The 26,824-nt window shown below is 68.4% G+C and carries 25 protein-coding genes and 1 pseudogene; 10 read left to right on the top strand and 16 right to left on the bottom strand.

Going from position 1 to position 26,824, the window contains the following annotated elements; genetic code table 11:
* Nucleotide 1 precedes the first annotated feature (1 nt).
* The gene (locus LOK44_RS25040) at nt 2-634 is read left to right on the top strand and encodes a TetR/AcrR family transcriptional regulator (protein WP_237572783.1); all 633 of its coding nucleotides are present in this window, start codon (nt 2-4) and stop codon (nt 632-634) included.
* Between the two features lie 290 nt (nt 635-924).
* On the opposite strand, the pseudogene LOK44_RS30185 reads toward LOK44_RS25040, so the two are convergent.
* Nucleotides 925-1,089: pseudogene (locus LOK44_RS30185) on the bottom strand (NAD-dependent epimerase/dehydratase family protein); the annotation flags it as partial.
* 91 nt (nt 1,090-1,180) lie between these two features.
* Here LOK44_RS30185 and LOK44_RS25030 point away from each other — a divergent pair.
* From LOK44_RS25030 to LOK44_RS25020, 3 genes are read left to right on the top strand one after another with little or no spacing between them, the layout of a single operon-like run.
* On the top strand, nt 1,181-2,173 hold the full coding sequence (locus LOK44_RS25030; protein ID WP_237572782.1) for an aromatic ring-hydroxylating oxygenase subunit alpha: 993 nt from the start codon (nt 1,181-1,183) through the stop codon (nt 2,171-2,173).
* A complete protein-coding gene (locus LOK44_RS25025) occupies nt 2,170-2,790 on the top strand; it encodes a cysteine hydrolase family protein (protein WP_237572781.1) in 621 nt (206 codons plus the stop codon). The genes LOK44_RS25030 and LOK44_RS25025 overlap by 4 nt, the downstream gene beginning before the upstream one ends.
* Entirely contained in the window at nt 2,787-3,392 is a 606-nt protein-coding gene (locus LOK44_RS25020) for a PaaI family thioesterase (protein WP_237572780.1), read from the top strand. The genes LOK44_RS25025 and LOK44_RS25020 overlap by 4 nt, the downstream gene beginning before the upstream one ends.
* Here LOK44_RS25020 and LOK44_RS25015 read toward each other — a convergent pair.
* On the bottom strand, nt 3,367-4,833 hold the full coding sequence (locus LOK44_RS25015; protein WP_237572779.1) for an aldehyde dehydrogenase family protein: 1,467 nt from the start codon (nt 4,831-4,833) through the stop codon (nt 3,367-3,369). The two genes, LOK44_RS25020 and LOK44_RS25015, sit on opposite strands and share 26 nt — an antisense overlap.
* A gap of 133 nt (nt 4,834-4,966) precedes the next feature.
* Here LOK44_RS25015 and LOK44_RS25010 point away from each other — a divergent pair, with 133 nt between their 5' ends.
* Nucleotides 4,967-6,103, top strand: a complete 1,137-nt coding sequence (locus LOK44_RS25010) for a cytochrome P450 (RefSeq protein WP_237572815.1) — start codon at nt 4,967-4,969, stop codon at nt 6,101-6,103.
* A gap of 3 nt (nt 6,104-6,106) precedes the next feature.
* Here LOK44_RS25010 and LOK44_RS25005 read toward each other — a convergent pair whose 3' ends face one another.
* On the bottom strand, nt 6,107-7,570 hold the full coding sequence (locus LOK44_RS25005) for an aldehyde dehydrogenase family protein (protein ID WP_237572814.1): 1,464 nt from the start codon (nt 7,568-7,570) through the stop codon (nt 6,107-6,109).
* A gap of 47 nt (nt 7,571-7,617) precedes the next feature.
* Entirely contained in the window at nt 7,618-9,789 is a 2,172-nt protein-coding gene (locus tag LOK44_RS25000) for a molybdopterin-containing oxidoreductase family protein (protein ID WP_237572778.1), read from the bottom strand.
* A 61-nt stretch (nt 9,790-9,850) separates the two neighbouring features.
* Between LOK44_RS25000 and LOK44_RS24995 the strand changes: the two genes are divergently transcribed.
* Nucleotides 9,851-11,002, top strand: a complete 1,152-nt coding sequence (locus LOK44_RS24995; protein WP_237572813.1) for a thiolase family protein — start codon at nt 9,851-9,853, stop codon at nt 11,000-11,002.
* Between the two features lie 73 nt (nt 11,003-11,075).
* Entirely contained in the window at nt 11,076-11,561 is a 486-nt protein-coding gene (locus LOK44_RS24990; RefSeq protein WP_237572777.1) for a hypothetical protein, read from the top strand.
* On the opposite strand, the gene LOK44_RS24985 is transcribed toward LOK44_RS24990, so the two are convergent.
* From LOK44_RS24985 to LOK44_RS24945, 9 genes are all read right to left on the bottom strand, one after another.
* Nucleotides 11,512-12,555: an NAD(P)H-dependent amine dehydrogenase family protein gene (locus LOK44_RS24985; RefSeq protein WP_237572776.1), complete on the bottom strand. Its 1,044-nt coding sequence runs from the start codon at nt 12,553-12,555 to the stop codon at nt 11,512-11,514. The two genes, LOK44_RS24990 and LOK44_RS24985, sit on opposite strands and share 50 nt — an antisense overlap.
* Nucleotides 12,552-13,739 carry an acyl-CoA dehydrogenase family protein gene (locus tag LOK44_RS24980; RefSeq protein ID WP_237572775.1) on the bottom strand — a complete coding sequence of 396 codons (1,188 nt, stop codon included), beginning with the start codon at nt 13,737-13,739 and terminating at the stop codon, nt 12,552-12,554. Before LOK44_RS24980 ends, LOK44_RS24985 begins: the two co-directional genes overlap by 4 nt.
* Nucleotides 13,736-14,803, bottom strand: a complete 1,068-nt coding sequence (locus LOK44_RS24975; RefSeq protein ID WP_237572774.1) for an acyl-CoA dehydrogenase family protein — start codon at nt 14,801-14,803, stop codon at nt 13,736-13,738. Before LOK44_RS24975 ends, LOK44_RS24980 begins: the two co-directional genes overlap by 4 nt.
* Before the next feature lie 4 nt (nt 14,804-14,807).
* Nucleotides 14,808-15,644: an amidohydrolase family protein gene (locus LOK44_RS24970; RefSeq protein WP_237572773.1), complete on the bottom strand. Its 837-nt coding sequence runs from the start codon at nt 15,642-15,644 to the stop codon at nt 14,808-14,810.
* The gene (locus LOK44_RS24965) at nt 15,641-17,248 is read right to left on the bottom strand and encodes an acyl-CoA synthetase (protein ID WP_237572772.1); all 1,608 of its coding nucleotides are present in this window, start codon (nt 17,246-17,248) and stop codon (nt 15,641-15,643) included. The genes LOK44_RS24970 and LOK44_RS24965 overlap by 4 nt, the downstream gene beginning before the upstream one ends.
* Complete coding sequence (locus LOK44_RS24960) at nt 17,245-18,471, bottom strand: amidohydrolase family protein (protein WP_237572771.1); 1,227 nt, start codon at nt 18,469-18,471, stop codon at nt 17,245-17,247. Before LOK44_RS24960 ends, LOK44_RS24965 begins: the two co-directional genes overlap by 4 nt.
* Nucleotides 18,468-19,295, bottom strand: a complete 828-nt coding sequence (locus LOK44_RS24955; protein ID WP_237572770.1) for an enoyl-CoA hydratase — start codon at nt 19,293-19,295, stop codon at nt 18,468-18,470. Before LOK44_RS24955 ends, LOK44_RS24960 begins: the two co-directional genes overlap by 4 nt.
* A 191-nt stretch (nt 19,296-19,486) precedes the next feature.
* On the bottom strand, nt 19,487-20,284 hold the full coding sequence (locus LOK44_RS24950; protein ID WP_237572769.1) for an SDR family NAD(P)-dependent oxidoreductase: 798 nt from the start codon (nt 20,282-20,284) through the stop codon (nt 19,487-19,489).
* Nucleotides 20,285-20,300: 16 nt separating this feature from the next.
* Nucleotides 20,301-21,065 (bottom strand): crotonase/enoyl-CoA hydratase family protein, encoded by a 765-nt coding sequence (locus LOK44_RS24945; RefSeq protein ID WP_237572768.1) that lies wholly within the window; start codon nt 21,063-21,065, stop codon nt 20,301-20,303.
* A 251-nt stretch (nt 21,066-21,316) separates the two neighbouring features.
* Between LOK44_RS24945 and LOK44_RS24940 the strand changes: the two genes are divergently transcribed.
* Entirely contained in the window at nt 21,317-22,096 is a 780-nt protein-coding gene (locus tag LOK44_RS24940; RefSeq protein WP_237572767.1) for a TetR/AcrR family transcriptional regulator, read from the top strand.
* On the opposite strand, the gene LOK44_RS24935 is transcribed toward LOK44_RS24940, so the two are convergent.
* The 3 genes from LOK44_RS24935 to LOK44_RS24925 form a co-directional block, all read right to left on the bottom strand.
* On the bottom strand, nt 22,093-23,268 hold the full coding sequence (locus LOK44_RS24935) for a thiolase family protein (protein ID WP_237572766.1): 1,176 nt from the start codon (nt 23,266-23,268) through the stop codon (nt 22,093-22,095). The two genes, LOK44_RS24940 and LOK44_RS24935, sit on opposite strands and share 4 nt — an antisense overlap.
* 101 nt (nt 23,269-23,369) lie before the next feature.
* Nucleotides 23,370-24,260 (bottom strand): enoyl-CoA hydratase/isomerase family protein, encoded by an 891-nt coding sequence (locus LOK44_RS24930; protein WP_237572765.1) that lies wholly within the window; start codon nt 24,258-24,260, stop codon nt 23,370-23,372.
* Nucleotides 24,257-24,931: a hotdog fold domain-containing protein gene (locus LOK44_RS24925; protein WP_237572764.1), complete on the bottom strand. Its 675-nt coding sequence runs from the start codon at nt 24,929-24,931 to the stop codon at nt 24,257-24,259. The genes LOK44_RS24930 and LOK44_RS24925 overlap by 4 nt, the downstream gene beginning before the upstream one ends.
* 135 nt (nt 24,932-25,066) lie before the next feature.
* On the opposite strand from LOK44_RS24925, the gene LOK44_RS24920 reads away from it, so the two are divergent.
* Nucleotides 25,067-25,885 (top strand): enoyl-CoA hydratase/isomerase family protein, encoded by an 819-nt coding sequence (locus LOK44_RS24920; RefSeq protein ID WP_237572763.1) that lies wholly within the window; start codon nt 25,067-25,069, stop codon nt 25,883-25,885.
* 14 nt (nt 25,886-25,899) lie between these two features.
* Nucleotides 25,900-26,703 (top strand): enoyl-CoA hydratase/isomerase family protein, encoded by an 804-nt coding sequence (locus LOK44_RS24915; RefSeq protein WP_237572812.1) that lies wholly within the window; start codon nt 25,900-25,902, stop codon nt 26,701-26,703.
* Nucleotides 26,704-26,824: the final 121 nt, after the last annotated feature.

Below are 26,824 nucleotides of genomic sequence, written 5' to 3'. Positions count from 1 at the left end.
GGTGCCCTCCCCCGCCCGCGGGCTGACCCAAACCCAGCGCGTCGAACTGTCGGCTCGCAAGCTGGTGGAAGCTGCGGCGAGTCTGATCGTCGAGAAGGGATGGGAGGCAACCACGGCCGCCGAGATCGGTCGGCGGGCCGGCTACAGCCGGGCGATGGTGCACGCCAGGTACGGCAACAAGGAGGCCATCCTGGACAGGCTGTTCCGCGACACCTACGGGGCCCGGCTGGACGCCACACCGGTGGCCGGCGCCGACGGCCTGACCACGGCGCTCCGCCATGTCGACCGGATCATCGAGCTCTACGCCGAGGACACCGCGTTCACGCGGGCGGTGTTCGTGCTGGCCTTCGAAGCGGTCAAGTCCACGTCGCCGGTCAGGACCCGCATGCAGCACTGGCTCGCCGGCGGCGCGGCCACGGTGGAGGCGGGTCTGCGCGCCGGGCTCGCCGACGGATCGGTCCGCACCGGCATCGACGTCGAGGCAGCGACGACCGACATCAGCACCGCCGGGCTGGGAGTGGTCTACCAGTGGATCCTGTTCGACGACCCCTACCCGCTCGATCGGGCGTTGAACTCACTGCGGCAGCGCATCATCGCCGACTATGGCCGGCCCGTGCGTCGGCGACGGACGTGAAGAACCGCGCCGCGCGCCGGACGGCCTCGGCGGTCGGTCGTGGCTCCCACCCGAGTTCGCGGATCGCCTTGTCGTGGTTCAGAGGCGAGGTGAACCGCAGGAGGCGCACCGACGTCAGCGTCACCGGCGTATCGCGGCGCAGCAGGCGACCCAAGAGGCTGCCCAGGAACCCGACCGCGTAGAGCACCGGTAGGGGCCCCAGCCGAAGGGCGTGTCCTCGTCGACGGCGCTCGAGTCGGCTCCCCGCCCGATCGCGATGGTGCCGATCGTGCTGGTGAACACGAACTTCCGAGGTCGCCGTAGCAGCGGGCGACCTTCAGGTCGTCGATCGCTCGGGTCGAACTCGTCGCGCGCAGATACACGCGGACGTCGTCGCCACGTTCGACGAGGCGGCGTACGACGTGACTGCCGAGAAAGCCACTCGCTCCCATCACCAGTGCGCGTTGGGGTCTCATCGGCCACTCGTTCCCTCGTCGGATCGACCATCTGCCGAAACCACTACTGTAATGTATTCCGTTAGCGTCCTGGCTCGGGAAGGGGTCACGAGTGAAAGTCCCGTTCACCTGGAAGGTCACCGGCTGGTTCATGATCGGCTGGTCTGCCGAGTACCAGGTCGGCGACGTCAAGGCGCTGAGGTACTTCGGCGAGGACCTGGCGGCCTACCGCGACGAGTCCGGCGAACTGCACCTGCTCGAGGCGCACTGCAAGCACCTCGGCGCCCACATCGGCCACGGCGGCAAGGTCGTCGGCGATTGCGTCGAGTGCCCGTTCCACGGCTGGCGATGGGGACCCGACGGCGCCAACCGCTTCGTCCCCTATCAGCCCGACCGCCCCAACCGAGGCCTGCGGTTGCGCTCCTACCCCGTGCGGGAGCAGTACGGCTGCATCTTCGCGTGGCATCACCCCGCAGGCGACCCGCCGCGATGGGAGTTGCCCGACCTCTTCCACGAGTTCCCTCAGTTCGAGACCGACCCGGCGGCGTACTACCGGCCATATCCGGAGTTCTCCAGCCGCGCCGACGCCATCCCCGTGCACCCGCAGATCGTCGCCGAGAACGGTCCGGACAGTTCGCATTTCCGCTACGTACACGGCGCGTCGGTGACCCCGGTCTGTCTGCACTGGGAGAACGTCGACGAACAGTGGCGTTTCCTGACCGGCTGGCCCGACGCGCGCAGCGACGACCCGGATGCGATGGCCTTGCGCATCCACAGCCACTTCTCCGGACTCGGCTTCGCGATGAGCGTGTTCGAGGGGTCGTCGAACCACCGCTTGATCTTCGCCTGCACGCCGGTGGACGACGAGGTGTCTGACATGTTCTATTCCATCTGGTGGCCGAAGGCTCCTGGTGAGACGTCCGACGTACCACCGGATCACGTCCGCGCGAAGGTCGAGAAGCAGTTCCTCAAGACCGTGTGGGAGGACTGCGACATCTGGCGGTACCAGAAGTACGTCGAGCACCCGGCCTTGGCGAAGATCGACGCCAAGCCCTACATGACGATGCGCGAATGGGCCAAGCAGTTCTACGAAGTGCCGGCGTGAGGCCGACGTTGGCGGAACTGGCGGCGCCCGAACACACCGCACTGGTCACCCAGGAATGCCAGGGCGCGGTGATGGGCATCGACGCCGGACTGGCGGTGCTGGCCGCCGAGGCGCGCCGCGAGGCCCTGCCCAACATCACCAGGCTCGTTCCCGTCGCGCGCCGCGCGGGCGCGCGCGTCGTGCACTGCCTGGTCCAACGCCGTCCCGACGGGCTGGGGTCCAATCACAACGCCCGCCTCTTCGGTGCCGCGGCCCGAGGGGTCGAACTCACACCCGGTAGCGTTGGCGCCACGCTGCTGCCTGAATTGGGGCCCGAGGCAAGCGATCTCGTGCTCACCCGCTGGCACGGGGTGGGCCCGATGGGCGGTACCGATCTCGACGCCGTGCTGCGCAACCTGGGCGTCACGACCATCGTCGCCGTTGGGGTATCGCTCAACATCGCCATACCCAGCCTGGTCATGGATGCCGTCAACCACGGCTATCGGGTGGTGCTGCCGCGCGACGCCGTGGCAGGCCATCCGGCGGAGTACGGTGCGGCGGTGATCGACTACAGCCTCTCCCTGCTCGCGACGGTGACCACCACCGACGAACTCGTCGACGCCTGGCTGCCCCGATGAGCGAGACCCGCGGCTTCCCGGAGATCACGCCCGTCGAGGCGCCGCCGGAACTCGACCGCTTCGCCACCGCGGTGCGACGACTCCAGGACCTCGCCGTGTCCACCAATCCCGACGGCGACACCTGGTCGGCCGTGGCCGAGCGCATCGAGCGGGTCTGCGACGACCTCGAGCCGCACGTGGTGCCCGACGGGCAGGCCCCGGCAGGCCGGGCCACGAAACTGCCTGGCCTCGGCCATCCGCTGATGCCGCCGTGGACGTTCACGGCGTCCGACTCCGACGGCAACGTCACCATGGAGGGCCACTTCACCCGCTATCACGTCGGCGGCAACATGGCCGTACACGGCGGCGTGATTCCCCTGTTCTACGACTGGCACTTCGGCATGATCGTCTCCGCCGCGGGCAGGCCGATCAGCCGGACGGCGTACCTGCACGTCGACTATCGCGCAGTCACGCCGATCGATCAGCCCCTGATCAGCCGTGGCCGCGTCGACCGCCTCGACGGGCGCAAGGCGTTCCTGACCGCCACGATGACCGACCTCGACGGCACGGTCCTGAGCGAGGCCAACGGGCTGATGATCAAACTCCTGCCCCACCAGCCGTGACCGCGCGGTGGCGTCGTAACCGCCTGTGGGTGCGACGGCGTGCCAGCCGCAGCGTCAGGTCTGCATAGGCCTTCATCGGCCGGGTGAATGGTGGTGCAGCCGAACCGGTCACGCTGAACGGTAGATCCGTTCCGACCACCGTGCGCTGGTGGCTGAACGCGTCGAACCCGGCCTTGCCGTGGTAGGCACCCATGCCGCTGCGTCCCACGCCGCCGAAGGGGGCGGCCGACGGGATCATCTGCGCGGCGAAGTCGTTGCGGGCCACGCCGCCGCTGCGCGTACCCGCGACGAACCGGCGAAAGTCGGCGCCGTCCGGCCCGTACCAGTACGCGACGAGCGGCGCGGGACGGGCGTTGACGTAGTCGATCGCGTCGCGCAACGCCCGGTATCCCAGCACCGTCAGCACGGGCCCGAACACCTCCTCCTCGGCGATCCGCATGCGGTCGTCGACGTCACGGACGATGGTCGGTGCGATCTTTCGCGTGCCGGGGTCCGGCAGCGTCTCACCCGGCGGTACCACCGCGTCGACGCGGGCACCGTGGTCACGCGCGTCGTCGATCAAACCCACGACGCGCAGGAAGTTGGCGTCGTTCACCGACGAGCAGTAGTCGGCGTTGGCGACGATCTGGGGGAACGTGGCGCGCCACGTCTCGCTCGCCCTCTCGACGAACGCGTCCACCCGGTCCTCTGGCACGAAGACGTAGTCGGGGCACACGCACACCTGACCACCGTTGACCATGCGCGCCTGCGCGATTCGCGTTGCCGCGCGCTCGAGGTCGGCATCGGGGGCGACCACCACGGGGTTCTTGCCGCCGAGTTCGAGGGTGACGGGGACGAGGTTCTCCGTTGCGGCGCGCGCGACCAGCGCACCCACCGACGGCGAGCCGGTGAAGAACAGGTGGTCCAAGGGCAGCCGGGAGAACTCCTGGGCGACGTCCGTTCCGCCGGTGACGATCTCGAGTTCCTCGGTGTCGAAGTACGACGGCGCGGTACTGCGCATCAGCTCCGCGGTGGCGGGCGTGATCTCGGACATCTTGATCATCACCCGGTTGCCCGCCGCGAATGCCGCCGCGGCGGGGAGCACGACGAGGTTGAGCGGAAAGTTCCACGGACCGATGATCCCGACCACGCCCAGCGGGGCGGCCTCGACCTCCGCCCGGATGCCGAACAGCCGGGCGGGACGCATGATTCGCGTCGGCTTCATCCAGGTCCGGACGTGCGCCCGGGTGTGCTCGATCACCGGGATCATTCCGACCACCTCGGTGAACACCGACGCCGCCCGTGAGCGGGTGCCGTAGTCGGCGGCCATCGCATCGACGAATGCATCGGTGTTGTCGAGAACCATGGCCAGCAGCCGGTCGATGCGGTGGTGCCGGGTCTCCAGCGTGGCCGGCCCCTCGGAGAGGAACGCCTGCCGTTGTCGATCGAGGATCGCCAGCATGGCTTCACGGTAGCATCCGGCGCACCTTGGCGGCGGACTTACCGTATGGTTTACAGTATTGCTTGCAGGTTGGATCGGTCGAGCCGTGGAGGACATCGTGGGGGACGCCGGAATACTGCGAGATCCGTACCCCATGTTCGCCAAGCGGCGCAGCGAATCCGGCGTGTTCCGTGGCAGCGTCATGGACTGGTCGAAGGCAGCGGACTTCATGCCCGAGAACCTGTATGCCGCGGTCTCCTTCGACGCGGTCAACCGTGTCTTCCGCGACGGCCGGACGTTCGACTCGAAGATCTACGACGACACCATCGGCCTGTTCATCGGGCCCACGATCCTGGCGATGGAGGGCAAGGCCCACCGCGAGCACCGCAACCTGGTGTCGGCTGCATTCAAGACGCGGTCACTCGCCCGGTGGGAGCCGGAGATCGTGCGACCGGTAGTCGAGGATCTGGTCGACGAGTTCGTCTCGGCAGGCGAGGCCGATCTGGTGCGCGACTTCACCTTCGAGTTCCCCACCCGCGTCATCTCGAAGCTGCTGGGCCTGCCGTCGGAGGACCTCCCCTGGTTTCGCACGCGCGCGGTCGAATTGATCAGCTACCACGTGAAGTTCAAGCGGGCGTTCGAGGCGTCCGCCGCCCTGAAGGACTACTTCATGACGCAGATCGACCTGCGGCGGTCGGCCCCCACCGATGACATCATCGGCGACCTGGTGTCGGCCGAGATCGACGGCGAGAAGCTCGGCGACGAAGCCATCTACTCGTTCCTGCGACTGCTGCTGCCTGCCGGGCTCGAGACCACTTACCGGTCCTCGGGAAATCTGCTCTACCTGCTGCTCACCCACACCGAACAACTCGACGCCGTCGCGCGGGACCGCGAGCTGATCGCACCGGCCATCGAGGAGGGGTTGCGGTTCGAGACCCCGCTGACCACCGTGCAGCGCTCGGCCACCGAAGCCACCGAACTCGACGGCGTGTCCATCCCCCGAGGCGCCGTGATCGACGTCTGCATCGGCTCGGCCAACCGCGATGAAAGGCGCTGGGAGGACGCCGAGACGTTCGACGTCTTCCGCAAGCGCGTGCCGCACATATCCTTCGCTGCCGGTGAGCACACCTGCATGGGGCTGCACCTGGCTCGCATGGAGACGCGCGTCGCACTGGAATGCCTGCTCGATCGGCTGTCGGACATCCGGCTGGTCACCGACGGCGACCCGCACATCCACGGCCAGCCGTTCCGCTCCCCCACGGCGCTACCGGTGACCTTCACCGCGCGCTGACGGTCACGCGGGCCGCGGCATCCGGCAGCCGATGGTCTTGGTCTCCAGGTACTGGGTGAAACCCTCGATGCCGCACTGGCGTCCGATACCGGAACTCTTGTATCCGCCGAACGGTGCGTCGGCGCCGTAGAACATGCCGCCGTTGACGCCGAGCGATCCGGTCCTGATGCGCCGCGCGATCGCCATCGCGCGCTCGGTGCTTCCCGACAGCACCGCGCCCGCCAACCCGAACGCGCTGTCGTTGGCGATGCGTACGGCATCTTCGTCGTCGGCGAACGGCAGGATCACCAGGACGGGCCCGAAGATCTCCTCCCTGGCGATGGCCGCGGTGTTGTCGATGCCGACGATCACCGTCGGCTGGACGTAGAAGCCGCCCGCCAGTTCGGCGGGGAGGTCGTCGAAGGACCCGCCGCCGATGAGGATCTCGGCACCGTCGCGGCTCGCGCCATCGCACGCGTCCAGTACGCGCTGCTTCTGCCTGGCGCTGATCACGGGGCCGACCAACGTGTTCGGCGCGGCGGGGTCGCCGACGGGCACCATCCCGAATGCGGCCACGACCTGGTGCACCGCCTCGTCGAACAGTGCCCGGTGGACGAGCAACCGGGTGGTCAGCGCGCAGGCCTGCCCGGCATGCACGCACACCCCGACCGCAGCCCGAAGGATCTTGGCCGGGTCGACGTCCTCGGTGACGATCAGCGCCGACTTGCCGCCCAGCTCCAGGAATGTCCGTTTCATGGTGTCCGCGCCAAGGCGGATGAGTTCCTTGCCGACCGCGGTCGAGCCGGTGAACGAGATCATGTCGACGCGCGGGTCGGTGGCCAGCGCCTGAGCGACGGCATTGTCGGGGGTGGGCACGACGTTCAGCACGCCCGGCGGAATGTCGGTGTGCTCGGCGACGAGCCTGCCGATCCGGGTGGCGTTCCACGGGGTGTGCGGATCGGGCTTGAGGACGACGGTGTTGCCGGTCGCCAGCGCGGGCCCCAGCTTGTTGAGGATGACCTCGATCGGGAAGTTGGACGGGGTGATCGCGCCGACCACGCCCACGGGCTCCTTGACGACGGTCCGGACGTTGCGGTTGCCGAACAGACCGCCGCCGTCCAGCGTTCGCTCCCACTCGAAGTCGTCGATCAGTCCCGCCGGGTAGCGCAGCGCGTCGGCGAGCGGCCAGTCGAGCTGTGCGGTGGCGATCGTCATGTCGGGGCAGCCGACCTCGGCGATCAGTTCCTCGCGCAACGGCTCCCGTTCGGAGGTGATCGCGGCTTGCAGCTGCTCGAGGCAGCGCTTGCGGAGTGCACGGTTGGTCGACCAGTCACCTGAGTCGAACGCTCGCCGGGCCGCCCCGATCGCGCGGTCCATGTCGGCCGCACCGGCAGCCGCCGTGGTACCCAGGACCAGACCCGTTGCGGGAGAGACGTTGTCGAACTCGGCATGAGACTGCGCAGCCAGCAGATCGCCGTCGACGAGCATGCGGGGTTCGGCTCGTCGAGCGGCACGCTCCCCGATCTCGACGCTGCTCACGCCCGAACCTGCACCGGCACACCGGTCAGCCACGACATGCCCGCCAGCGCCTCGACGTCACGCGGGTCGCTCGACGTCAGCTGGTTGACGTTGGCCCCGCCCGCACGGTTGGCGATCCGCCAGCCGCCGGTGCCCCGGTGTCCCCAGCCGTGCGGTATCGCGATCGTGCCGCGCACGATGTCGGCGGTGAGTGCCACCGGCAGCGCTATCCGGCCGTGTTCCGAGGACACCTCCACCACGTCGCCGTCGAGGATTCCGCGGTCGGCTGCGTCGTCGAGGTGCATGAGCCCGCGATGTCCGCGCTCGCCGCGCATCAGCAGCGGCGCGTTGTGCATCCACGAGTTCTCCGACCGCGGCTCCCGCATCCCGATCATCCGCATCGGGAAGCGCGCTGGCTGGTCACGCCGGACCATCGCGGAGATCTCGCCGGCGATGTCGTCGTGCCTGAGGCGAATTCGGCCGTGCCGGTAGGTCACGACCTCGCGCAGCACGCCGGTGCGGATGCCGGGTGCGACGACTACGCCATGCGGGTGCTCGGCGGAGAGCCGGTCGAACGTCAACCCGCCCGGGCGCATGCCGAACCGGTCGCCGCCGTCGGACAACCGGATCATGCCGTCGACGATCACGCGCGGGTTCAGCCTGCGTCCGAATATGCCCAGGGCCCTGCGCATCCCGGCGAGTACCGCGAAGACCGGGGTGCGAGCCCCGATGCGGTCGGTCAGGTCGTCGATGACGTCCCACTCGGTGCGTGCCTCACCCGGGGCGTCGACCACGGCCTCGGTGGTCTGGCGGAACGGTGTCGCCTGGAACTGCTGGAACGTCAGCGCGAAGTCGTCGCGCTCGTACATCGTGGTCACCGGCAGGACGTAGTCGCAGTGCGCGGTGGTCTCGGTGACGTAGAAGTCGAGGCCGACGGCCAACTCGAGGCCGTCCAGCGCATCCTCGAGTTCCAGACCGTTGGGTACCGAGAGCACGGGATTGCCCGCACTCACGAACAGCGCCTTGATCTGCCGCTTCCCAGGGGTCGACATCTCCTTCGCCATCAGGGCCGCAGGCTCCGAGGCGATCACCGAGCGGAAGCCTCCGACGCGGGTGCGCTTGCGACGGTAGGAGCGGCGCAGGAACGCGCCCATCGCCACCAGCCCCAGCCGTTGACCGGGGATGCCGAGGGTGCTGAACACACTGCCGCCAGGTCGATCGAGGTTGCCTGCCACCAGGTTCACCGCGTCGATCAGATACGACGTCAGCGTTCCCTGCCGTCCCACGCAGGTGCCGAGCCGGCCGTACACGGCGGCGCGTGGGGTCCTGGCGAGGTCGTGTGCGAGTGCGCGGACGGTGCCGGGTGCGATGCCGGTGAACCGCTCGGTGCGCTCGGGCGGAAACGGCTCGCACTGAGCTGCGAGCCATTCGAGCCCGTCGGCCTTGGCGTCGACGGCCGGCCGGTCGACGAGCCCCTCGTCGAACATCACCGACAGCAGCGACAGCAGGAAGTAGGCATCGGAGTCCGGCACGATGCCGAGCCACTCGAATCGAGCCGCCGTCTCGGACCGCCGCGGATCGACGACCACCACCCGGCCGCCCCGGCCGACGACGTCGTGCATCCGGTCCTTGATCCGCGGCGCGGTGAGGAAGCTGCCGTGCGAGACGACCGGATTGGCCCCCATCATCACCAGCAGGTCGGTCCGCATCAGGTCGGGGATCGGCACCGACATCGGTGCGCCGTACAGGAATTGGCTCGCGAGCAGGCGGCTGCTGGTGTCCTGCGTCGACGACGTGAAGTAGTGACTGTGCCGACCGATGCCCTTGATGAAGGCCATCACGCCGAACAGGTGCGAGTAGCTGAACGCCGCGGGATTGCCCATGTACCAGGCGAATGCGCCGGAGCCGTGCCTGCGGTGGATGTCGGCGCACCGAGCCGCGATGTCACCGAGCGCCTCGTCCCAGCTCACCGGCTCGAAGCCACCGTCGCGACGGCGCAGCGGGGTCGTCACGCGGTCGGGATCGTTGACCACCTCGGTGAAGGCGATGCCCTTCTGGCAGGCGAAACCCGCCGACAGCGGGTGGTCGGAGTCCGGGCGCAGCGCCGTGAGCCGACCGTCCTCGACGGTGGCGATCATGCCGCACAGCGGCTCGCAGATCCGGCAGAAGGTGGGCTTGTACTCGACCATCGCAACTAGATTACTGTAAGAGTTACAGTTGAATCCGGTTTTCGACAGCGCGGGGACGTTCATGCTCACCAACGACGTGGCCATCATCGGCGTCGGCATCCACCCGTTCGGACGCTTCGATGGCAAGAGCGCCCTCGACATGTGCGTCGACGCCATCGGATCGGCCGTCGCCGATGCTGGCGTCGAGTGGGGTGACGTCGGCGGCGCGGCGGGCGGCAGTTGGACCGTCGCCAACCCCGACGCCATCGTCGGCATGGTCGGCCTGACGGGCATCCCCTTCACCAACGTCTTCAACGCGTGCGCGACGGCCGCCAGCTCCGTCAAGGCCTGCGCCGACGGAATACGTTTGGGCGACTACGACATAGGCATCGCCGTCGGCCTCGACAAGCATCCCCGCGGTGCGTTCACCGAGGACCCCGCGCTGGTCGGCATGCCGCGCTGGTACGCCGAGAACGGCCAGTACCTCACCACGCAGTTCTTCGGCATGAAGGCCAACCGCTACCTGCACGACCACGGCATCTCGCACCGCACCCTGGCCAGGGTGGCCGCCAAGAACTTCCGCAACGGTGCACTGAACCCGAATGCGTTCCGCCGCAATCCGATCGGCGAAGACGATATCCTGAACTCGACGATGCTGAACTACCCGCTGACCCAGTACATGTTCTGCGCGCCGGACGAGGGGGCCGCAGCGGTGGTGATGTGCCGCGCCGACATCGCGCACCGCTACACCGACCAGCCGGTGTACCTGCGCGCGGTCGAGGTGCGGACGCGCACCTACGGCGCCTACGAGGTGAACACCACGTGCGCACCGGTCGACGAGGGCGTCTCCCCCACCGTGCACGCCGCCCGCGCGGCGTTCGAGAAGGCCGGCATCGATCCTCGCGACGTCGACGTCGTCCAACTGCAGGACACCGACGCCGGCGCCGAGATCATCCACATGGCGGAGTGCGGGTTCTGCGAGGACGGCGACCAGGAGCGACTGCTGGCCGACGGTGCCACCGAAATCGGCGGGGCGCTGCCGGTCAATACCGACGGCGGCCTGATCGCCAACGGCGAGCCGATCGGCGCCTCCGGGCTGCGCCAGATCCACGAGCTGGTCCGCCAGCTCCGCGGCGAGGCGGGCGAGCGTCAGGTACCCGGCGATCCGCGGGTCGGTTTCGCCCAGCTCTATGGCGCCCCGGGTACCGCGGGCGCCACGCTGCTGACGACCTGACCCGTTTGCCTCACCTCGTTCGGGGTACCGGTGGCGTCAGCGCGCCGCCCACCCGCCCCGAAGGAGCAGCCCAGTGACCCTATCGCATCGATCACCGGCAGCCGACCCGGCCATCGCTCTGCCGTCGGCCGAGGAAGCCTCGCGGGCGACCGTCGACGGGGCGCTGCGCCTCATCGCCGAACGTGCCGTCGGACTGTCCGGGGCTGGAGCCGACTACGAGCGCGGATGCGGTCTCATCCTGCTCACGCGCAGCGGGCGACGGATCACGTCGGTGGGCACCGACGCACTCGACGAACGGCTCAGCGCGCCCTACGACGACCACTGCGAGAACCCGTGCCGCGCCGCATGGCACGGCAGGACCAGCATCCGCGCCGCTGCACCCGGTGACGGCGAATGCCAGCAGGCGTGGATGTCCGAGGCCAGCCGGCTGGGCGGCCGTCCTCATCGACGACATCCGGGCGGTCCGAGCTGCTGCCCACGCGGCGTTGCGCGCAAGAGTCTGACGCGCTCTAGAGCCGAACCAGTCCCCGTGGCAGTGGAAGGACGTCGGCGTAGGTGACGATGCCGGGTGCGGCGGCGACCACCTTCGGGATGGCGTTGATCGCAGGCATCGCGGTGAGGATCATCGGCAGCTTCATGAAGTCGTTCATCGTGGTGCCGGTGAAGTCGGCGGGCGGCGTGATGTCGACCTTGATCGACACGTTGGGAGAGCCGTCGATCACCACGCGGTGCCCGGTGTCGATGGGCCAGTCCGGTTCCAGCGTCTGACCCTTGCGCCACACGAACTTCAGCTCGACGACGCTGCGGCCGGCCACCTTGCCGTGCCAGCTGAAGGCGATGCCCGCAACGCAGCCCGCGGCGATGGACCACGAACCCAGGTCGACGTCGGCGGTGGTCTTCGCGTACTCGGCCTCGCAGACCACCTCGTCGAACTCGACGCCGAAGGCGGCGCCGAGCAGGTGGACGGCGTCGATGAACACGTCGGTCGCCTTGGCGGTCATCGCCTGCAGATCGGGATGGTCGATCGGGTGCGAGAACCCCACCGGTATCTCGGTGGCGGGCGAGTCGTAGCCGCTGATGTCGGCCTCCTCGATGACGGTGACCTTGTCGACGCGGTTGCACCCACCCGCGGCGACGATGGCCAGCAGGTCCACGAACCCCGGGTTGATGCCCGACCCGAAGATCGATGCGCCGCCGTCCGCGCACGCTTCGGCGATCCGTCCCCGACCATCGCCCAGCGAGTGACCGGTGATGAACGCCGCGGTCGTCACGACGTTGACGCCGGATTCCAGGATCCGGACCAGTTCGTCGACGTCGATCCACATTGGGTTGTAGACGACGCAGTCCGGTTTCAGCGCCAGCAACGCATCGACGTCGTCGGTGGCGGTGACGCCCAACGGTTCGATGCCGCTCAGCACTCCGACGTCGCTGCCGACCTTGTCGGGCGACCACGCGTAGCACCCGACGAGGTCGAGGTCGGGATGAGCGGCGATCGCCTCCACCGACTGCTTGCCGACGTTGCCCGTCGTCCACTGGACGACCCGCAGACTCACGAGGTCTTCGCCACCGAGTAGCTGGGCTTGCCGAGTCCGAGCACGTACTGCGCGATCATGTTTCGGAACACCTCCAGCGTTCCGCCGTAGATGCCGACCAGCGGGGCGAATCGGTACACGTACTCCGCGGCCCCGTCGTCGATCCCCCCGTCGGTGTCGATCGGCAGGGCGGCCGCCTCGCCGAGGACGTCCATCAGGTCCGGCGCCACGTCGCGCATGGTCTGAGCCAGTGCCACCCGGCCGAAGATGTTGGGAGTGCTGATCGCCACCTCCATGCGGGCGACGCTGCGGCCGAGTCGGTAGGCTACCGACCCGTCGTCCACCGGCCTGCGTCCGTCGTGCCCGGGGCGCCCCACGATGGCTGCCGCCCGGTCGCACGCGCTGACCATGAAGCCGCCCTGGTGCATCATGATCGAGACGTCCTGCAGCCCATCGGCACTGGCGTCCACGGCGCCGTGCTCGGCGTTGAGCGGCTCGCGCAGCACCGTCCAGCCGCCGTTGACCTCGCCGAGCCGATAGCGGTCGTCGACCCGCACGTCGCTGTAGTACACGATGTTGGTGCGGTCGCCGTCGACGGTGCGGATGCCCTGGATCTCGATGCCGGGCGTGTCGAGCGGGACCAGGAACATGGTGAGGCTTTGATGCTTTGGCGCTTCGGGGTCGGTGTTGGTGATGAGGAAGACGTACTGGCAGTTGTGCGCGCCAGTGGTGAACATCTTGGCGCCGTTGACCACCCAGTGCTCACCGTCGCGGACGGCGCGGGTCTTGCAGGTGGCGATGTCGGAGCCGCCCTCGGGTTCGGTGTAGCCGAGGCACAGCCGGACGTGGCCGCTCAAGACCCCGGGCAGCACCTCGTCGCGCAGCTCTGGACTGCCGAACTTCTGCACCGAACGCGCCACCATCGACGTCGTGCCCGACGTCACCCACGGCACGTGGAAACGTCGCTTCTCCTGCTCCCACAGTCGCCGTCGCACGCGCGGAAAGCCGCCGTCGGCCTCGGAGTTCCACTCGTTGGCGATGTATCCCGCGGCGCCGAGCGCGAGATGCACGCCCTCGTCGAAGTTGTCGCCGGTCTCGCGGTCCCGTCGCAGGACCTCGTCGGTGACGAGGGTCGACAGCAACGCACGGGTGTCGTCGAGGAAGGCCTGATCCTCGGCGGATAGTTCGACCCGCTCGAAGTTCATCGTGTCTGCTCGACAGATGTTGCGGCCAAGGCGTTCTCGCGCTCGGCGACGATGCGGGCGATGCGGACCGCGGTGGCACCGGGATCTCCGCCTGCCAGTGGCCACCCCCTGGCGCGCACCAGGTAGGCGGTGGCCGCGGCCTCGGCCGACACGCCGAGCCCACCCTGAACGTGCACGGCCATGGTCGCCGCCTTCGCTGCCTCCTCGGACATGAACACGAATGCGCACGCGCCCAGTTCCGGCCGCACACCGGGTTCGTTGTCGAGGTACCAGGCCGCGCGACGGGCCAGCGCCCGACCGCCCTGGACCACGATCGCCATGTTGGCCAGCGGGTGCGAGATGGCCTGCAGCGTCCCGATGGGAACGCCGAGCGTGTACCGCGTCTTGGCGAACTCGGCGGCGATGGTCATCGCCTCCTCCACCAGGCCGGCCAGCGCCGCGGCCGTGAGCAGGCGCCATTCGTCGAGGGCCAGTTGGTAATCGGCCAGCGCGCTGGAACCGCTGGCCAGCACGGTGCGGGTGTCGGCCGCCGCGGGGTCCACCCACGCCATCGGCAGCCGGGCGATGTTCTCCACCCGCCCGGGCCGCGTCGCGAACGTCAGGCGGACCACGTCGTCACCGTCGCGCACGATCACGTGATCGGCCACCGCGCCCGATGGGATCAGCCGTCGGCCGGGCGCATCCACCTCGCGGGCGTCGAAGCCGATGATCTGTTCACCACTGACGATCGCCGGATCGGAGGCGCCGAGGCGGGCCAGCAGTCGTGCCGCGCAGACTTGGTCGATCCACGGTACCGGCGCCAGCGACCGGCCGAGTTCCTCGGCGACCAGCGTCAGGTCGACCAGCGTGGCACCGTCGCCGCCCACCGACTCGGGTAGCGCCATCGTGGTGGCGCCGGTGGCGCACAGGCGCTCCCAGAGGCTCTTGTCGAAGCCCGTGGTCTCCGCGGCGCGAACGGCGTCGATCGAGCAGTTCGCCTTGAAGAACTTGCGATAGGCGTCCACGAGATCGGACTGATCCTCCGACAGGCTGTAGTCCTCGCGGCGGAGTTCGTAGCGGTCCATCCGATTACCGGTCCTCTCCTGCGCCGAAGAAGAACTTCTCGGCGTTGTCGTACAGATATCCGTCGAGCACGTCGGGCGGCAGATCGAGGGCCAATGCCTCGGGCACGACGCGACTTTGACGCAGCACCGGCCAATCGGAGGCGAAGATCACCTTGTCCTTGCCGCGGGTGCGCATGAAGTGCAGCAACGAGTCGGGCAACCGCTTCGGCGACCACGCCGACGTCATCAGGCGCAGGTTGGAGTACTTGATCAGCATCCGGATCGCGACGTCCCACCACGGGTCCGCGCCGTGGATCATGCACAGCTTGAGTTCCGGGAACCGCACGCACACCCGGTCGAGGTGGATCGGGTTCTGCACCTCACCGGGGATGGGCGGCCCTGGCATGCCGGTGTTGACGCACAGCGGCAGTCCGATCTCGGCGCACTTGGCGTAGAGCGGGTAGTACACCGCGTCGCTCGGGGGGTACATGCCGTCACCCCAGAAGCTGGGGCCCACAGCGGCGTAGGCGACCGGTAGGTCGGCCGCGATGGCCGCGAGATCGCGCAGCGCGGGAACCGGCCGCAGCAGATTGACCCCACCCACGGCGAGGGCGAACCGGTCCGGTCGCTGCTCGACGAACGACCTCGCCGTGACCGAGGGCTTGACCACGTTGTCCATCAGGATCGCCTTGACGACGCCGTGCGCGTCCATCTCGTCGAGCAGCTGGGATAGTTCGACCTGGTCGTAGAGCGATTGTGGGCCCTTGAAGTAGTCGTCTCGCACCTTGAGCATGAACTCGGGTTGCTTGGCCGTCTCACCGAAGTGGACGTTGACGAGGCAGTCGATGGCGCGGTGGGTCATGCGCGAGCCGCTTCCAGTTTGGCCCAGCGGTAGTCGGCCTTGCCGTTGCCGAGCCGTCTGACCGCGTCGACGAAGACGACGTCCTTGGGCGCCTTGAACCGCGCGAGGTGTTCGCAGCAGTGCGCGTGCAGCAGCTCGCGCGTCAGCGCACAGTCGGGTCGTAGCGCGACGAGCGCCACCACCTCCTGCCCCCACCGCTCACTGTCGCGGCCGACGACGAGGGCGTCCAAAACGCCAGGATATGCGCGCAGCACTTCCTCGACCTCCTCGACGAACACCTTCTCGCCGCCGGTGTTGACCACGAGCGAGTCCCTGCCGAAGAGCCGAAGCGTGCCGTCCGGCTCGATCGAGGCGCGATCCCCGGAGATGACGACGCGCTGCCCCGCCACGGTCGGGAAGGTCTTGGCCGTGGCGTCGCGATCGTTGAAGTAGCCCAGCGGAATTCGGCCGCCTCGTGCCACCCAACCGATCTCGTCGTCGCCGGGGTGCAAAAATCGCGTGTAGTCCTCCGACAGCACCAGCCCGCCTGCGCGAAGCTCGAAGGTGTCCTTCTGGTCGCCGCGCTGACTCCGGCCGAACCCCATGTTCCCGGTCTCCGACGACCCGTACCCGTTGATGATGGTGATCTGCGGCAGGTACTCTAGCAGTGCCGCTTGGTGTTTCGGGTTGGTAGCGGCGCCGCCCGTACCGATCGCGAACAGGGCCGACAAGTCGTAAGTCCGGCGGCCCAGTTCCTCGACCAGGGGCGCTGCGTAGGCATCGCCGACCATGGTCATGAGGCCGACCCGGTGGCGCTGCGCCGTCCGAAGCACCGTGCGGGGGTCGAACCCGAGCTTGGTCTCGGACAGGACCGTGGTCTGACCGCACAGCACCGCCGAGAACGCGGTCCACAGTCCCGCGGCGTGCATCAGCGGGGACACGGCGAACCACGGTGGCCCGGCGTGGGCGACCTTCTGGTGGATCTCGCCCACCGCGTCGTGGTCGGCCCCGTTCATCGACGACACGTAGATGTCGCCCTGGCGCCACATCACGCCCTTCGGGCGCCCGGTGGTGCCACCGGTGCAGATCATCAGGAGGTCGTCCGGCGAGGTGGCGATCGGTTGATCGACCTCACCGGCGACGAGCGCATCGTCGAGCGTGATCGCGCCCGCGAGCATCGGCGCGTCGCTGCCGTCGTCGATCGAAACGAGCAGTTCGGCGCTCTCGCAGGGCAGTACGTCGGCGAACTTGGCACCGAGGGATCGGTGGTACATCACCGCGCGCGGCTTCACGTACGCGAGGAGTTCGGCGACCTCGCGCGGGGTGTAGTGGTAGTTCACGTTGACCGGCACGACGCGCGCCTTCAGACACCCGATCACCGCGTCGGGGTACAGGTCGTTGTGCATGATGAGCGCGACGCGATCCTGTCCGCACTCCCACTGCTGGAGTTCGTCGCGTTCTCGATGCACTCCGAATCCCCCGGCCGCCAGGAAGTTCGCGAGCCGGCGCGTGCGTTCGGCGGTGTCGCCGAAGGTGCTGCTGCGTTCCCCGCAGATCGTCATCACCCGATCCGGCACCACCTCGGCGATGGCGTCGACGACGGCGCCGATGGTCCATTCGCTCATGAGCGGGACGCGGCCGCCACGTTCGCTCCGAGTAGTTCGAGTGCGTTGTCCCGCATGACCTTCCGGGTGTCCTCGGCGCTGAATTCCGGGAACTGCGGGATGTCGGCGGTGAAGGTCATCGGGTCGGCGAGCCCCTCACCGTGCGGCCAATCGGAGCCGAACAGGATCTTGTCCACGCCGATGGTGGCGGCGAGCAGCTTGACGTCGTCCTCGTAGTACGGCGCGATCCAGACGTTGTTGCGCAACTGCTCGACCGGGTCTTCGGTGAAGTGGTACGGCGCGGTGTTGGCCGCCTTCTTCAGCCGCTTGATGAGCCGGTACACGAAGTACGAGCCGTTCTCGATGCTCGCCACCTTCAGCGTGGGGTGCCGGGTAAAGACCTGGTGCACGATCATCGAGGCCATCGAGTCGTGGATGGCACGGTCGTCGAGGAGCACCTGGTCGAGCGGGTCCTTCTTGCCGAAGCCCTCGAACGTCGCCTTGCCGCCCCACAGTGCCGCGATCGCGAGGTAACCGCTGTCGGACAGGTGGAAGACCACCGGGACACCGGCTTCGGCCAACCGTGCCCACACCGGATCGTGCAGTGGATCGCCCAGTGAACGGGGTTTGACGACACCGGGTACGGGCGCCGGTCGCACGCAGACGATCTTGGCGCCGCGCGCCAGCACGAACTCGACTTCGTCGACCGCCTGGTCCGGGTCGGCCAGTGAGATGATCGGCGCCGAGAGGAATCGGTGGTCGGGCCGGTCGAAACCCCAGTCCTCGTCTAGCCACAGGTTGAAGGCATGAACCGAGGCCATCGTCGCCTCGATGTCGTGCTTGAGCGCCTCCTCCGCACCGCAGGCGAACGTGGGCAGCATGAACACCGTCTCGAGGTTCTGCTCGTCGAGGATCTTCACCCGGGCGTCGCGGTTCTGGTACTCGGGGTGATCGGCGAGCCGGTCGACCTTCATCAGCGACGCCGGGTCGACGCCGTCGGGAATCTCGCCTCGGAACAGCAGATCCAGGCAGCCGGGCTCGATGATCGGGTCGAACGTGGGGTTCGGGATGAAGTGGTTCACCACCCCGCCCATGACCGCGAAGGTCCGCTTGCCCTCGGTGAGCATCTGCACGCCGCGGCGCTTGAACTCCTTGGGCAGGTGCCGGGTGAACGAGTCGACGGGCTCGTAGTAGTGGTTGTCGACGTCGATCGCCTGGTAGTCCAGGGGCGCGGGCTCGCTCACGTCGGGTCCTCCTCGTACGGCGGGAAACTGGGCTGTCGCTTCTCGAAGAAGGCGGTGATGCCCTCGATGAAGTCGGGCCGTTGCATCGACTCGTGCATCAGGGTCTCGGCGCGGTCGCTGGTGGTCTCCACGTCGCGCAATGCGTCGTCGTACAGCTGGCGCTTGATCACGGCCAGCGCGCTGGGGGCGCAGTGGACGGCGATGTCCTCGGCGTACGCCAGTGCGGTGGGCAGCAGGTCCTCCGGCGCGACCACCTGCTTGACGAGGCCGAGTTCGGCGGCCTCCTCGGCCAGGAACGTGCGCCCACTCAGCAGCAGATCGAGGGCGACGCTCCACCCCACCACGCGCGGCAGGATCCACGAGATGCCGTATTCGCCGATCAGGCCGCGACGCGCGAAGGCCGTCGTGAACTTCGCGCCGGCGGCTGCGAAGCGGATGTCGCACATGAGGGCCTGGGTGAGCCCGATGCCTGCGCAGGCCCCGTTGATCGCCGCGATCACGGGCTTGCGCAGCTTGGTGACGAAGTGCGGGTGGCGCTCGCCGACGAGCGCCGTGACGTCGGTGTCGCTCGAGCCGGGTTCGGTTGCGCCACTGATGGTATCGAGGTCGCCCATGTCGGCGCCCGCGCAGAAGGCACGCCCGTTGCCGGTCACGACGATGACGCGTACCGCCGGATCGGCCTCGGCGGCGTCCATGCGGCGGTAGAAGGCCGCAGCCAATCCGCCACCCCAGGCGTTCAGCCGTTCCGGCCGGTTGAGCGTCACGACGGCGACGCCGCTGCTCCGCACCTCGTAGAGCACGGGACTGGTTTCGGTGGCGGTCAATGCGACCTCATCGTCGTCGACTCCTGAAGGGCAGGGCGCTGTGTTTGGACTTACTGTACACCTATCGGTAGCGCCTTCGGCAGCGCTTGGGCGGACGCCCGGGCGGGCGTCTGCTACTCGCGAGATCTACACCAGCGTCGTGATCGGGTGGTGTTCCACGACGCTGGTGTAGACGTCGCGAGAGATCACTCTCAGATGAAGTCGCTGCCGCCGTCGACGTTGACGTTCGCCCCGGTCATGTAGGAGTTGCGCCGCGATGCCAGGAACGCGGCGACGGGCCCGATCTCGTCGGGCAGCCCTGCGCGGGGCAGGTGCGCGGGGTGGCCGAAGTGCTCGTCGATCGCCGCCATCAGGCGATAGGGGTCGGACCCGTCGACGCCGACCGAGTCCGCCCACGCGATCAGCGCGTCTGACGCGATGCTGCCCGGCGAGACGACGTTGACCATGATCTCGTCGGGAGCGAGCAGCAGCGACAGGTTCTTCGAGACGCTGTTCACCATCGCCTTGGCCGCGGTGTACGCGGGCAGCCTGACGCTCTGGCGTTGCGTCGAGTGCGCCGAGAAGTTCACCACCCGTGCCCATTCCGCGGCGCGCAGTAGCGGCATCGCGGCGCGCACGCACCGCACCATGCCCATCACGCCCGCGTCGATCGCGGCGAGCCACTGGTCGTCGGTCAGGTCCTCGAACGTGCCCGCCGCGCCCGGCCCGACGGTGTTGATCAGCACGTTGAGTTCGCCACCCCAGCGCGCGGCGACGTCACCGAACAGGTCGTCGACGCGAGCGGCGTCGCCGGTGTCGGCGACGAGCCCGAAGGCCTCGGGACTACCGCATCGCACGAGTTCGGCCGCGGCGGCGTCGAGCACGTCGCGGGATCTACCGACGAGCGCTATCCGTGCGCCGTCGATGGCAAGGCAGCGCGCCGTGGCCAGTCCCATGCCGCGACCACCCCCGACGACGACGGCGGTGGCATCGGCGAAGCCCAGGTCCACGGCTCGACCTCGTCGGTCAGGCGCCGGTCCAGTTCGGCTTGCGCTTCTCGGCGAACGCGGTCGCGCCCTCCATCGCGTCCTTGGACGAGAAGACCGGCATGACGAGTTCGTTCTGCTTCTTCCACATCTCGGCCTCGCTCCACCCGGCGGACTTCGCGATGATCTCCTTGGTGACCGCCACGGCGAGAGGACCGTTGGCCGTGATGCGTTCGGCCAGTGCCAGCGCACCGTCGAGCGCGCCGCCGGTCTCGGTGAGCACGTTCACGAAACCCCACTGCGACGCTTCCTCGGCGGTGAAGCTGTCCCCGGTCAGGGCGAGTTCGAGCGCCTTCTGGTACGGGATGCGGTGGGGCAGGCGGAGCAGGCCGCCACCGGCTGCCACCAAGCCACGCTTGACCTCCGGAATGCCGAACTTCGCGTCCTTGGCAGCAACGACGAGGTCGGTGGCGAGCACGATCTCGGTGCCACCGGCCAGCGCATAGCCCTCGACGGCCGCGATCAGCGGCTTGCGCGGCGGGCGCTCGGTGAAGCCGATTCCGCGCCCGGGAATGGCCGGGACCTCGCCTGCCATGAAGGCCTTGAGGTCCATGCCCGCGCAGAAGTTGCCACCCGCGCCCGTGACGATCGCGACCGACAGCTCCGGGGTGTCGTCGAGTTCGTCCATAGCGTCGGCGAGCCCCTGGGCAACCGCGAGATTGAACGCGTTGCGGGCCTGCGGCCGATTGATGGTGACGATCAGGGTGCGCCCCCGTCGCTCGCGAATGACTACTTCATCGGACACGTGGGGCCCCTTTGCCGTCGAGTTCGAATGCCACTTCGGGTCGGTACGGGTGAAACCTACTATAGGGCTTTCGATAGCGATGCACCGGCAGATGGCTGTTACGAATAGCGTTGCAGTGCAACTCATTCGAATCGCATCAGCAGCAGCCGACGCCGGACGGGCCCGCGCGGGACAGCTGCGCCCACAGCGTGACGAAACCCACACGGTATGCCTACCGGTAAGCTTCACGGTGTCGTCCGCCCACTGAACCGATGGAGGTGCCCCCGGTGGCCAAGCAACCGACCGCAGAGAAGCGGCAGCGCCGTGAGCGCGGTTCCATCAACCCCGACGACATCATCAACGGTGCGTTCGAACTCGCGGAGGACGTCGGCATCGACAACCTCAGTATGCCCCTGCTTGGCAAGCACCTGGGCGTCGGAGTGACCAGCATCTACTGGTACTTCCGCAAGAAGGACGACCTGCTCAACGCGATGACCGACCGCGCACTGCGCCAGTACGTGTTCGCCACGCCCTACGTCGAAGCCGCCGACTGGCGCGAAACCCTGCGCAACCACGCTCGGGTGATGCGAAAGGCGTTCCTGGGCAACCCGATTCTGTGCGACCTCATCCTGATCCGCTCGGCGCTGTCACCGCGGGCGGCCAAGCTCGGCGTCGCCGCCGTGGAGAAGGCCATCGAGAGCCTCGCCGAGGCCGGCCTGTCGCCCGAGGATGCATTCGACACGTACTCGGCGGTCTCGCTGCACGTCCGCGGCTCGGTCGTCCTGCAGCGGCTCTACGACAAGAACCGCTCGACCGACGGTGGGCCCGGCGACTTCGAGGAGGCGATGGTCATCGATCCAGAGACCGCTCCCCTGCTCGCCAAGGTCAGCGGCGAAGGCCACCGCATCGGGGCGTCGGACGAGAAGAACTTCGAGTACGGGCTCGACTGCATCCTCGACCATGCCGCGCGGCTCATCGAGGAGTCGGCGGCCAAGCCGGCCCAGCGCCGCAAGACCGCGACGCCGCGCCGCAAGGCTGCTGCCGACCGCTAGACCTCGATGACGACGGCGCCGCCCTGGCCGCCGCCCGCGCACATGGCTGCAACGCCGATGCCCCCACCGCGACGGCGCAGCTCGTAGACGAGGGTCGTGACCATCCGTGCGCCCGACGCGGCGATCGGGTGCCCGAGGCTGCACCCGCTGCCGGAGAAGTTCACCCTCTCCTCGTCGAGGCCGTACTCCTTGCATGCCGCGATCGGCACCGAGGCGAACGCTTCGTTGATCTCCCACAGGGTGACGTCGGAGGCCGATAGGCCGGCACGCTCGAGCACCTTGCCGATGACCCGCACGCCGCCCAGACCGGTGTCGCGTGGCGCCACGCCGATCGAGGCCCACGCCTTCACGGTGGCCATGACGTCGAGGTTCTGCGCCTCGGCATAGCCGCGCTCGGTCAGGGCGACCGCGGCGCACGCGTCGTTGGTGCCGCTGGCGTTGCCCGCGGTGATCGAGAAGCCCTCGATCTCGGGGTGCAGGACCTTGAGGCCCGCCAGCTTCTCGACGGTGGTGTCACGACGCGGGTGCTCGTCGACGGCGAACTCGGTGATCGAGCCGTCGAACTGGGTGATCTTCAGCGGCAGGATCTCGTCGTCGAACTTGCCCGCGTCCTGGGCGGCGACGGCGCGCTGGTGGCTGCGCGCGGCCCACGCGTCCATCTCCTCCCGGCTGATGCCCGCCGCCTGGGCGGTGTTCCATCCGACGGTGATCGACATGTCCTTGGCAGGCGCGTCGGGCGTCTCGACGTGCGTCGGCGGCATCCACCGCTCCTCGAACTTCAGTTCCGGGCCGGGGATGCGCCAGTTGGTCAGCGGCGTCATCGACAGTGACTGCACCCCGCCTGCGATGAGGGCGCGCTCCATGCCGGAGCCGATCTGCGCAGAGGCGTTGCCGATCGCGGTGAGGCTGCCCGCGCAGTGCCGGTTCACCGACTGGCCCGGCACGTGCTCGAGCCCCGTCGCCGTGGCCGCATAACGGGCGAGATCGCCGCCGCCGTAATGGGATTCGGCGAAGATCAGGTCGTCGACGTCCGCGGGGTCGATGCCGGAGCGGCGCACGATCTCGGGCAGCACGGCGGTGATCAGGGTCTCCGGCGGCGTGTTGACCAGCGTGCCCTTGAAGGACCGCCCGATAGCGGTTCGGACTGCTCCGACGATGACGGGTGTGGACATGTCTTCGAACCTCGGGATTCTCGGGCTACCTGGGCAGCACTGGCGGCAGCGTGGACCTGCGTTACAAATCTAGCAGAAACTGTAGTGCCGCCAACAGTAGGTCATGGCACGTCGGGTTCGGGCACGTGGAAGTGCTCGTCGCGGAGGCGGAACGCCTCTCTGGTGCCGTGCTGCGCCCTGGTCTTGACGAAGTTGAACTCGCCATCGGCGAACTGCAGGTTGGTGCCGTAGGCGTGGAAGAGGTAGCTCGCGACCTCCTCGCCCTGGTAGGCCTGACTCTGCTCGACCAGGCGGAACGCTTCCTTGGCGATGACGACGCCGTCCGCGGGCATCTTCGCTGCCTTCTCGGCCCAGAAGCGCGCCCGCGCCGTCAGCGCCGACGGCGCGCACGTCTCGGTGAAGACGCCGAGGTGTTCGAGGGCGCCGGCCTCGATGACGTCACCGGTCAGCAGCATCCGCCGCGCGAGCACCGGCCCCAGCCGGTGGAAGAACATGTGCAGGCTGCCCAGTGCCGGTCCGAGGAAGCGGGTGGCCGGCATGCCGATGCGCGTGTCGCGCGCGATGACCGAGATGTCGGTCATCAGCGCCATCTCGAAGCCGCCGCCGAGTGCGTACCCGCCGATCTCGCCCACGGTGACCTTCGGAAAGCCCATCAGGTTGTGGTAGAAGCCGAATGACTTGCGATCCACCGTGAGTCGCCTGCGCTGGCTGGGTCGCCGTGCCGATGTCCCGTCGCCGGACTCGCCGTCGCCGGGCTTGCCGTACCAGCCGTAGGCGTTGTTCATGTCGGCCCCGGTCGAGAACACCCCGTCGGCCCCACGCAGCAGGACGACGGTGACGTCGTCGTCCTCGGCGACCCGGTCGAGGTAGCGCGCGATCTCGTCGCGCATCGCCGCGTCATAGGAGTTGCGCCGTTCCGGGTTGTCGAGCGTGATCGTGGCGATCCGCCCGTCCGGGTCGACGTCGAAGCGCACGCGGTCGTCGTTGGTCATCGGTGGGACTCCTCGTGTTCGGTGGTGGGGACCCGGCGTGCGCCGAAGTCGGAGCCGGCAAGCTTCTCGACGGGCAGGGCCATGGTCTCCACCACGCCGACGCACAGCACCTCGCCGTCGAGTGACAGCCGGGCCGTCGACGTCAGACCGCGGTCGGTGTTCGCGCGGTCGATCGCGAACCGCAACTCGGTGCCCAGCGGGGTCGGCCTGCGGTACTTCACGGTCAACGACCGGGTCTTGCCCGCCAGCCGGGTGGCGCAGTTGTGGTGCGCGACGATGCAGTCGAAGAACACCCCCAGGAACCCGCCGTGGACCGATCCGGGTGGGCCCTCGTAGACGAGTGGAAAGGTCACGGTGCCCGAGGCGTCGTCGCCGGAGTCGACGGCGAAGCGGTATTCCGGGAAGCACGGGTTGTAGGCGCCGACGTCGAAGGCATGGTCGAGGTACACGCGCCGCCTGCCGTCGGGGTCCTCGCCGATCCGCGGCGCGTCGTCGGCCGCTGCGGCTGCGGACAACTCGGCCTCCCAGCCGGGGAATCGCGAGAGCATGTCGTCGACCGCGGGGTGTGCGTTCTCCAGACTCAGCAGTAGGCCCGTGAGCCGTCGGAGTGCGGCGGCGGCCTGCGTCGTCTGCGGCAACGGCTGTTCGCCGAAGCGCGGTGCGTCGGTCACGCAGCCTCCCTCCAGTAGGTCATCCGTCGCGTCTCGCCGGCACCTTTCGTCCTCGGCCTTTCCTTGCTAACTTGTACAAGAATGGCCCTGAAATGTCTACTGTATGGCTATCGGTAACCAGTGGAACGAGGATGCGTGGGCGACCAGTCGAGCACCGCTGCTGCCGACGGCTCGGTCCACGTCAGCCGCGACGCGACGATCCTGCGCATCGTCCTGGACCGCCCCGCCCATCGAAATTCGCTGAGCCACGCCATGATCGACACCTTGGTGGCGGCACTGACCGACGCCTCGACCGACGACGCACTGCGCGCCGTGCACATCAGCGGAGCAGGCAGCGACTTCTGCTCGGGCGCCGACTGGGTGGCCACCAACTCCGGGTCGGGACGGCCCCGCACGGGCGACCTGATCCGGCGCATTCCGCTCACCGCGCACCGCGTCATCGAGTTGCTCGCCACGATCGCCCTGCCCGTCGTGTGCACGGTGCGCGGCTGGGCGGTCGGCCTCGGCTGCAACATCGCACTGGCCGCGGACTTCACCGTCGCCGCGCAGGACGCCGTGTTCTGGGAACCCTTCGTCGACCGCGGATTCACGCCGGACTCCGGGGCGACCTGGCTACTGCCACGGCTCGTCGGCGTGGCCAAGGCCCGACGCATGCTGCTGCTCGGCGAGAAGGTCGGCGCCTCGGACGCCGTGGACTGGGGCATGATTCACGGCGCCGCGTCGCCGGAGGAAGTCGACGCGGTGGCCGAGGAACTGCTGGCCCGGCTGGCGGCAGGCCCCACCGTCGCGCTTGGACTGACCAAGTCCGCGATCCGCACGAACGCGAACGCAACGCTCGCGGCGGCCATGAACCAGGAACTGTACGACCTCGAGCTGTCCTGTCGCACGGCCGACTTCAAGGAGGGCCTGACAGCCTTCCGAGAACGCCGTACCCCCGGATTCAGCGGGCGATGACCGAAGGGATCCACATGTCCTACCGCGACATCGACTATCAGGTCGCCGACCACAAGGCCACCATCACGCTCGACCGGCCGCAGGCACTCAACGCGCTGAGCCCCGGGATGGTCGCCGAACTGCGCGCCGCCTACGACGCCGCCGAGAACGACGACGACGTGTGGATCGTCATCGTGACCGGGAACGGCCGCGCCTTCTGCACTGGAGCCGACGTCGGCGAGATACCCGACGACGGCAGGGTGATCTACGAGCGGCCGTACCTCTCCACCTACGACCAGTGGGAGGCACCGCAGGAGGGCACGCCGCCGTTCCGTCGGATGGCCAAGCCCGTCCTTGCCGCGATCAACGGAATCTGCTGCGGCGCAGGGCTGGACTGGGTCACCACCGGCGACATCGTGATCGCGTCCGACCGGGCGACGTTCTTCGACCCGCACGTCAGCATCGGCCTGGTCGCCGGACGGGAGATGGTGCGACTGGCCCGCGTGCTCCCCCGCAACATCGCACTGCGGATGTCGCTGATGGGCAAGCACGAACGGATGAGCGCAGAGCGCGCCTATGACCTCGGCATGATCAGCGAGGTCGTCGAACACGACCGGCTGCTCGAACGCGCCCACGAGATCGCCGACGTCGTGAACTCGAACGCCCCACTGGCCGTGCGTGGTACGCGATTGGCGATTCACAAGACGCTCGACCTGCCGCTGCACGAGGCGGAGATCCTGGCCGAGACGTTTCGCGAGCGCGTCGTGCGCACCGAGGACGCCGCCGAGGGGCCGCGGGCGTTCATGGAGAAGCGTGCGCCGAACTGGAAGTGCCGCTGATGAGCGCTTGCGCGAAGAAGAGACCACGCTGATGAGCGCTTGCGCGAAGAAGAGACCACGCTGATGAGCGCTTGCGCGAAGAAGAGACCACGCTGATGAGCGCTTGCGCGAAGAAGAGAGC

It is taken from the genome of Mycolicibacterium lacusdiani (assembly GCF_021916785.1).
In the GTDB taxonomy this organism is placed as follows: domain Bacteria; phylum Actinomycetota; class Actinomycetes; order Mycobacteriales; family Mycobacteriaceae; genus Mycobacterium; species Mycobacterium lacusdiani.
The sequence above is the reverse complement of the archived record's forward strand: the minus strand, read 5'-3'. Positions and strand labels throughout refer to the sequence as shown.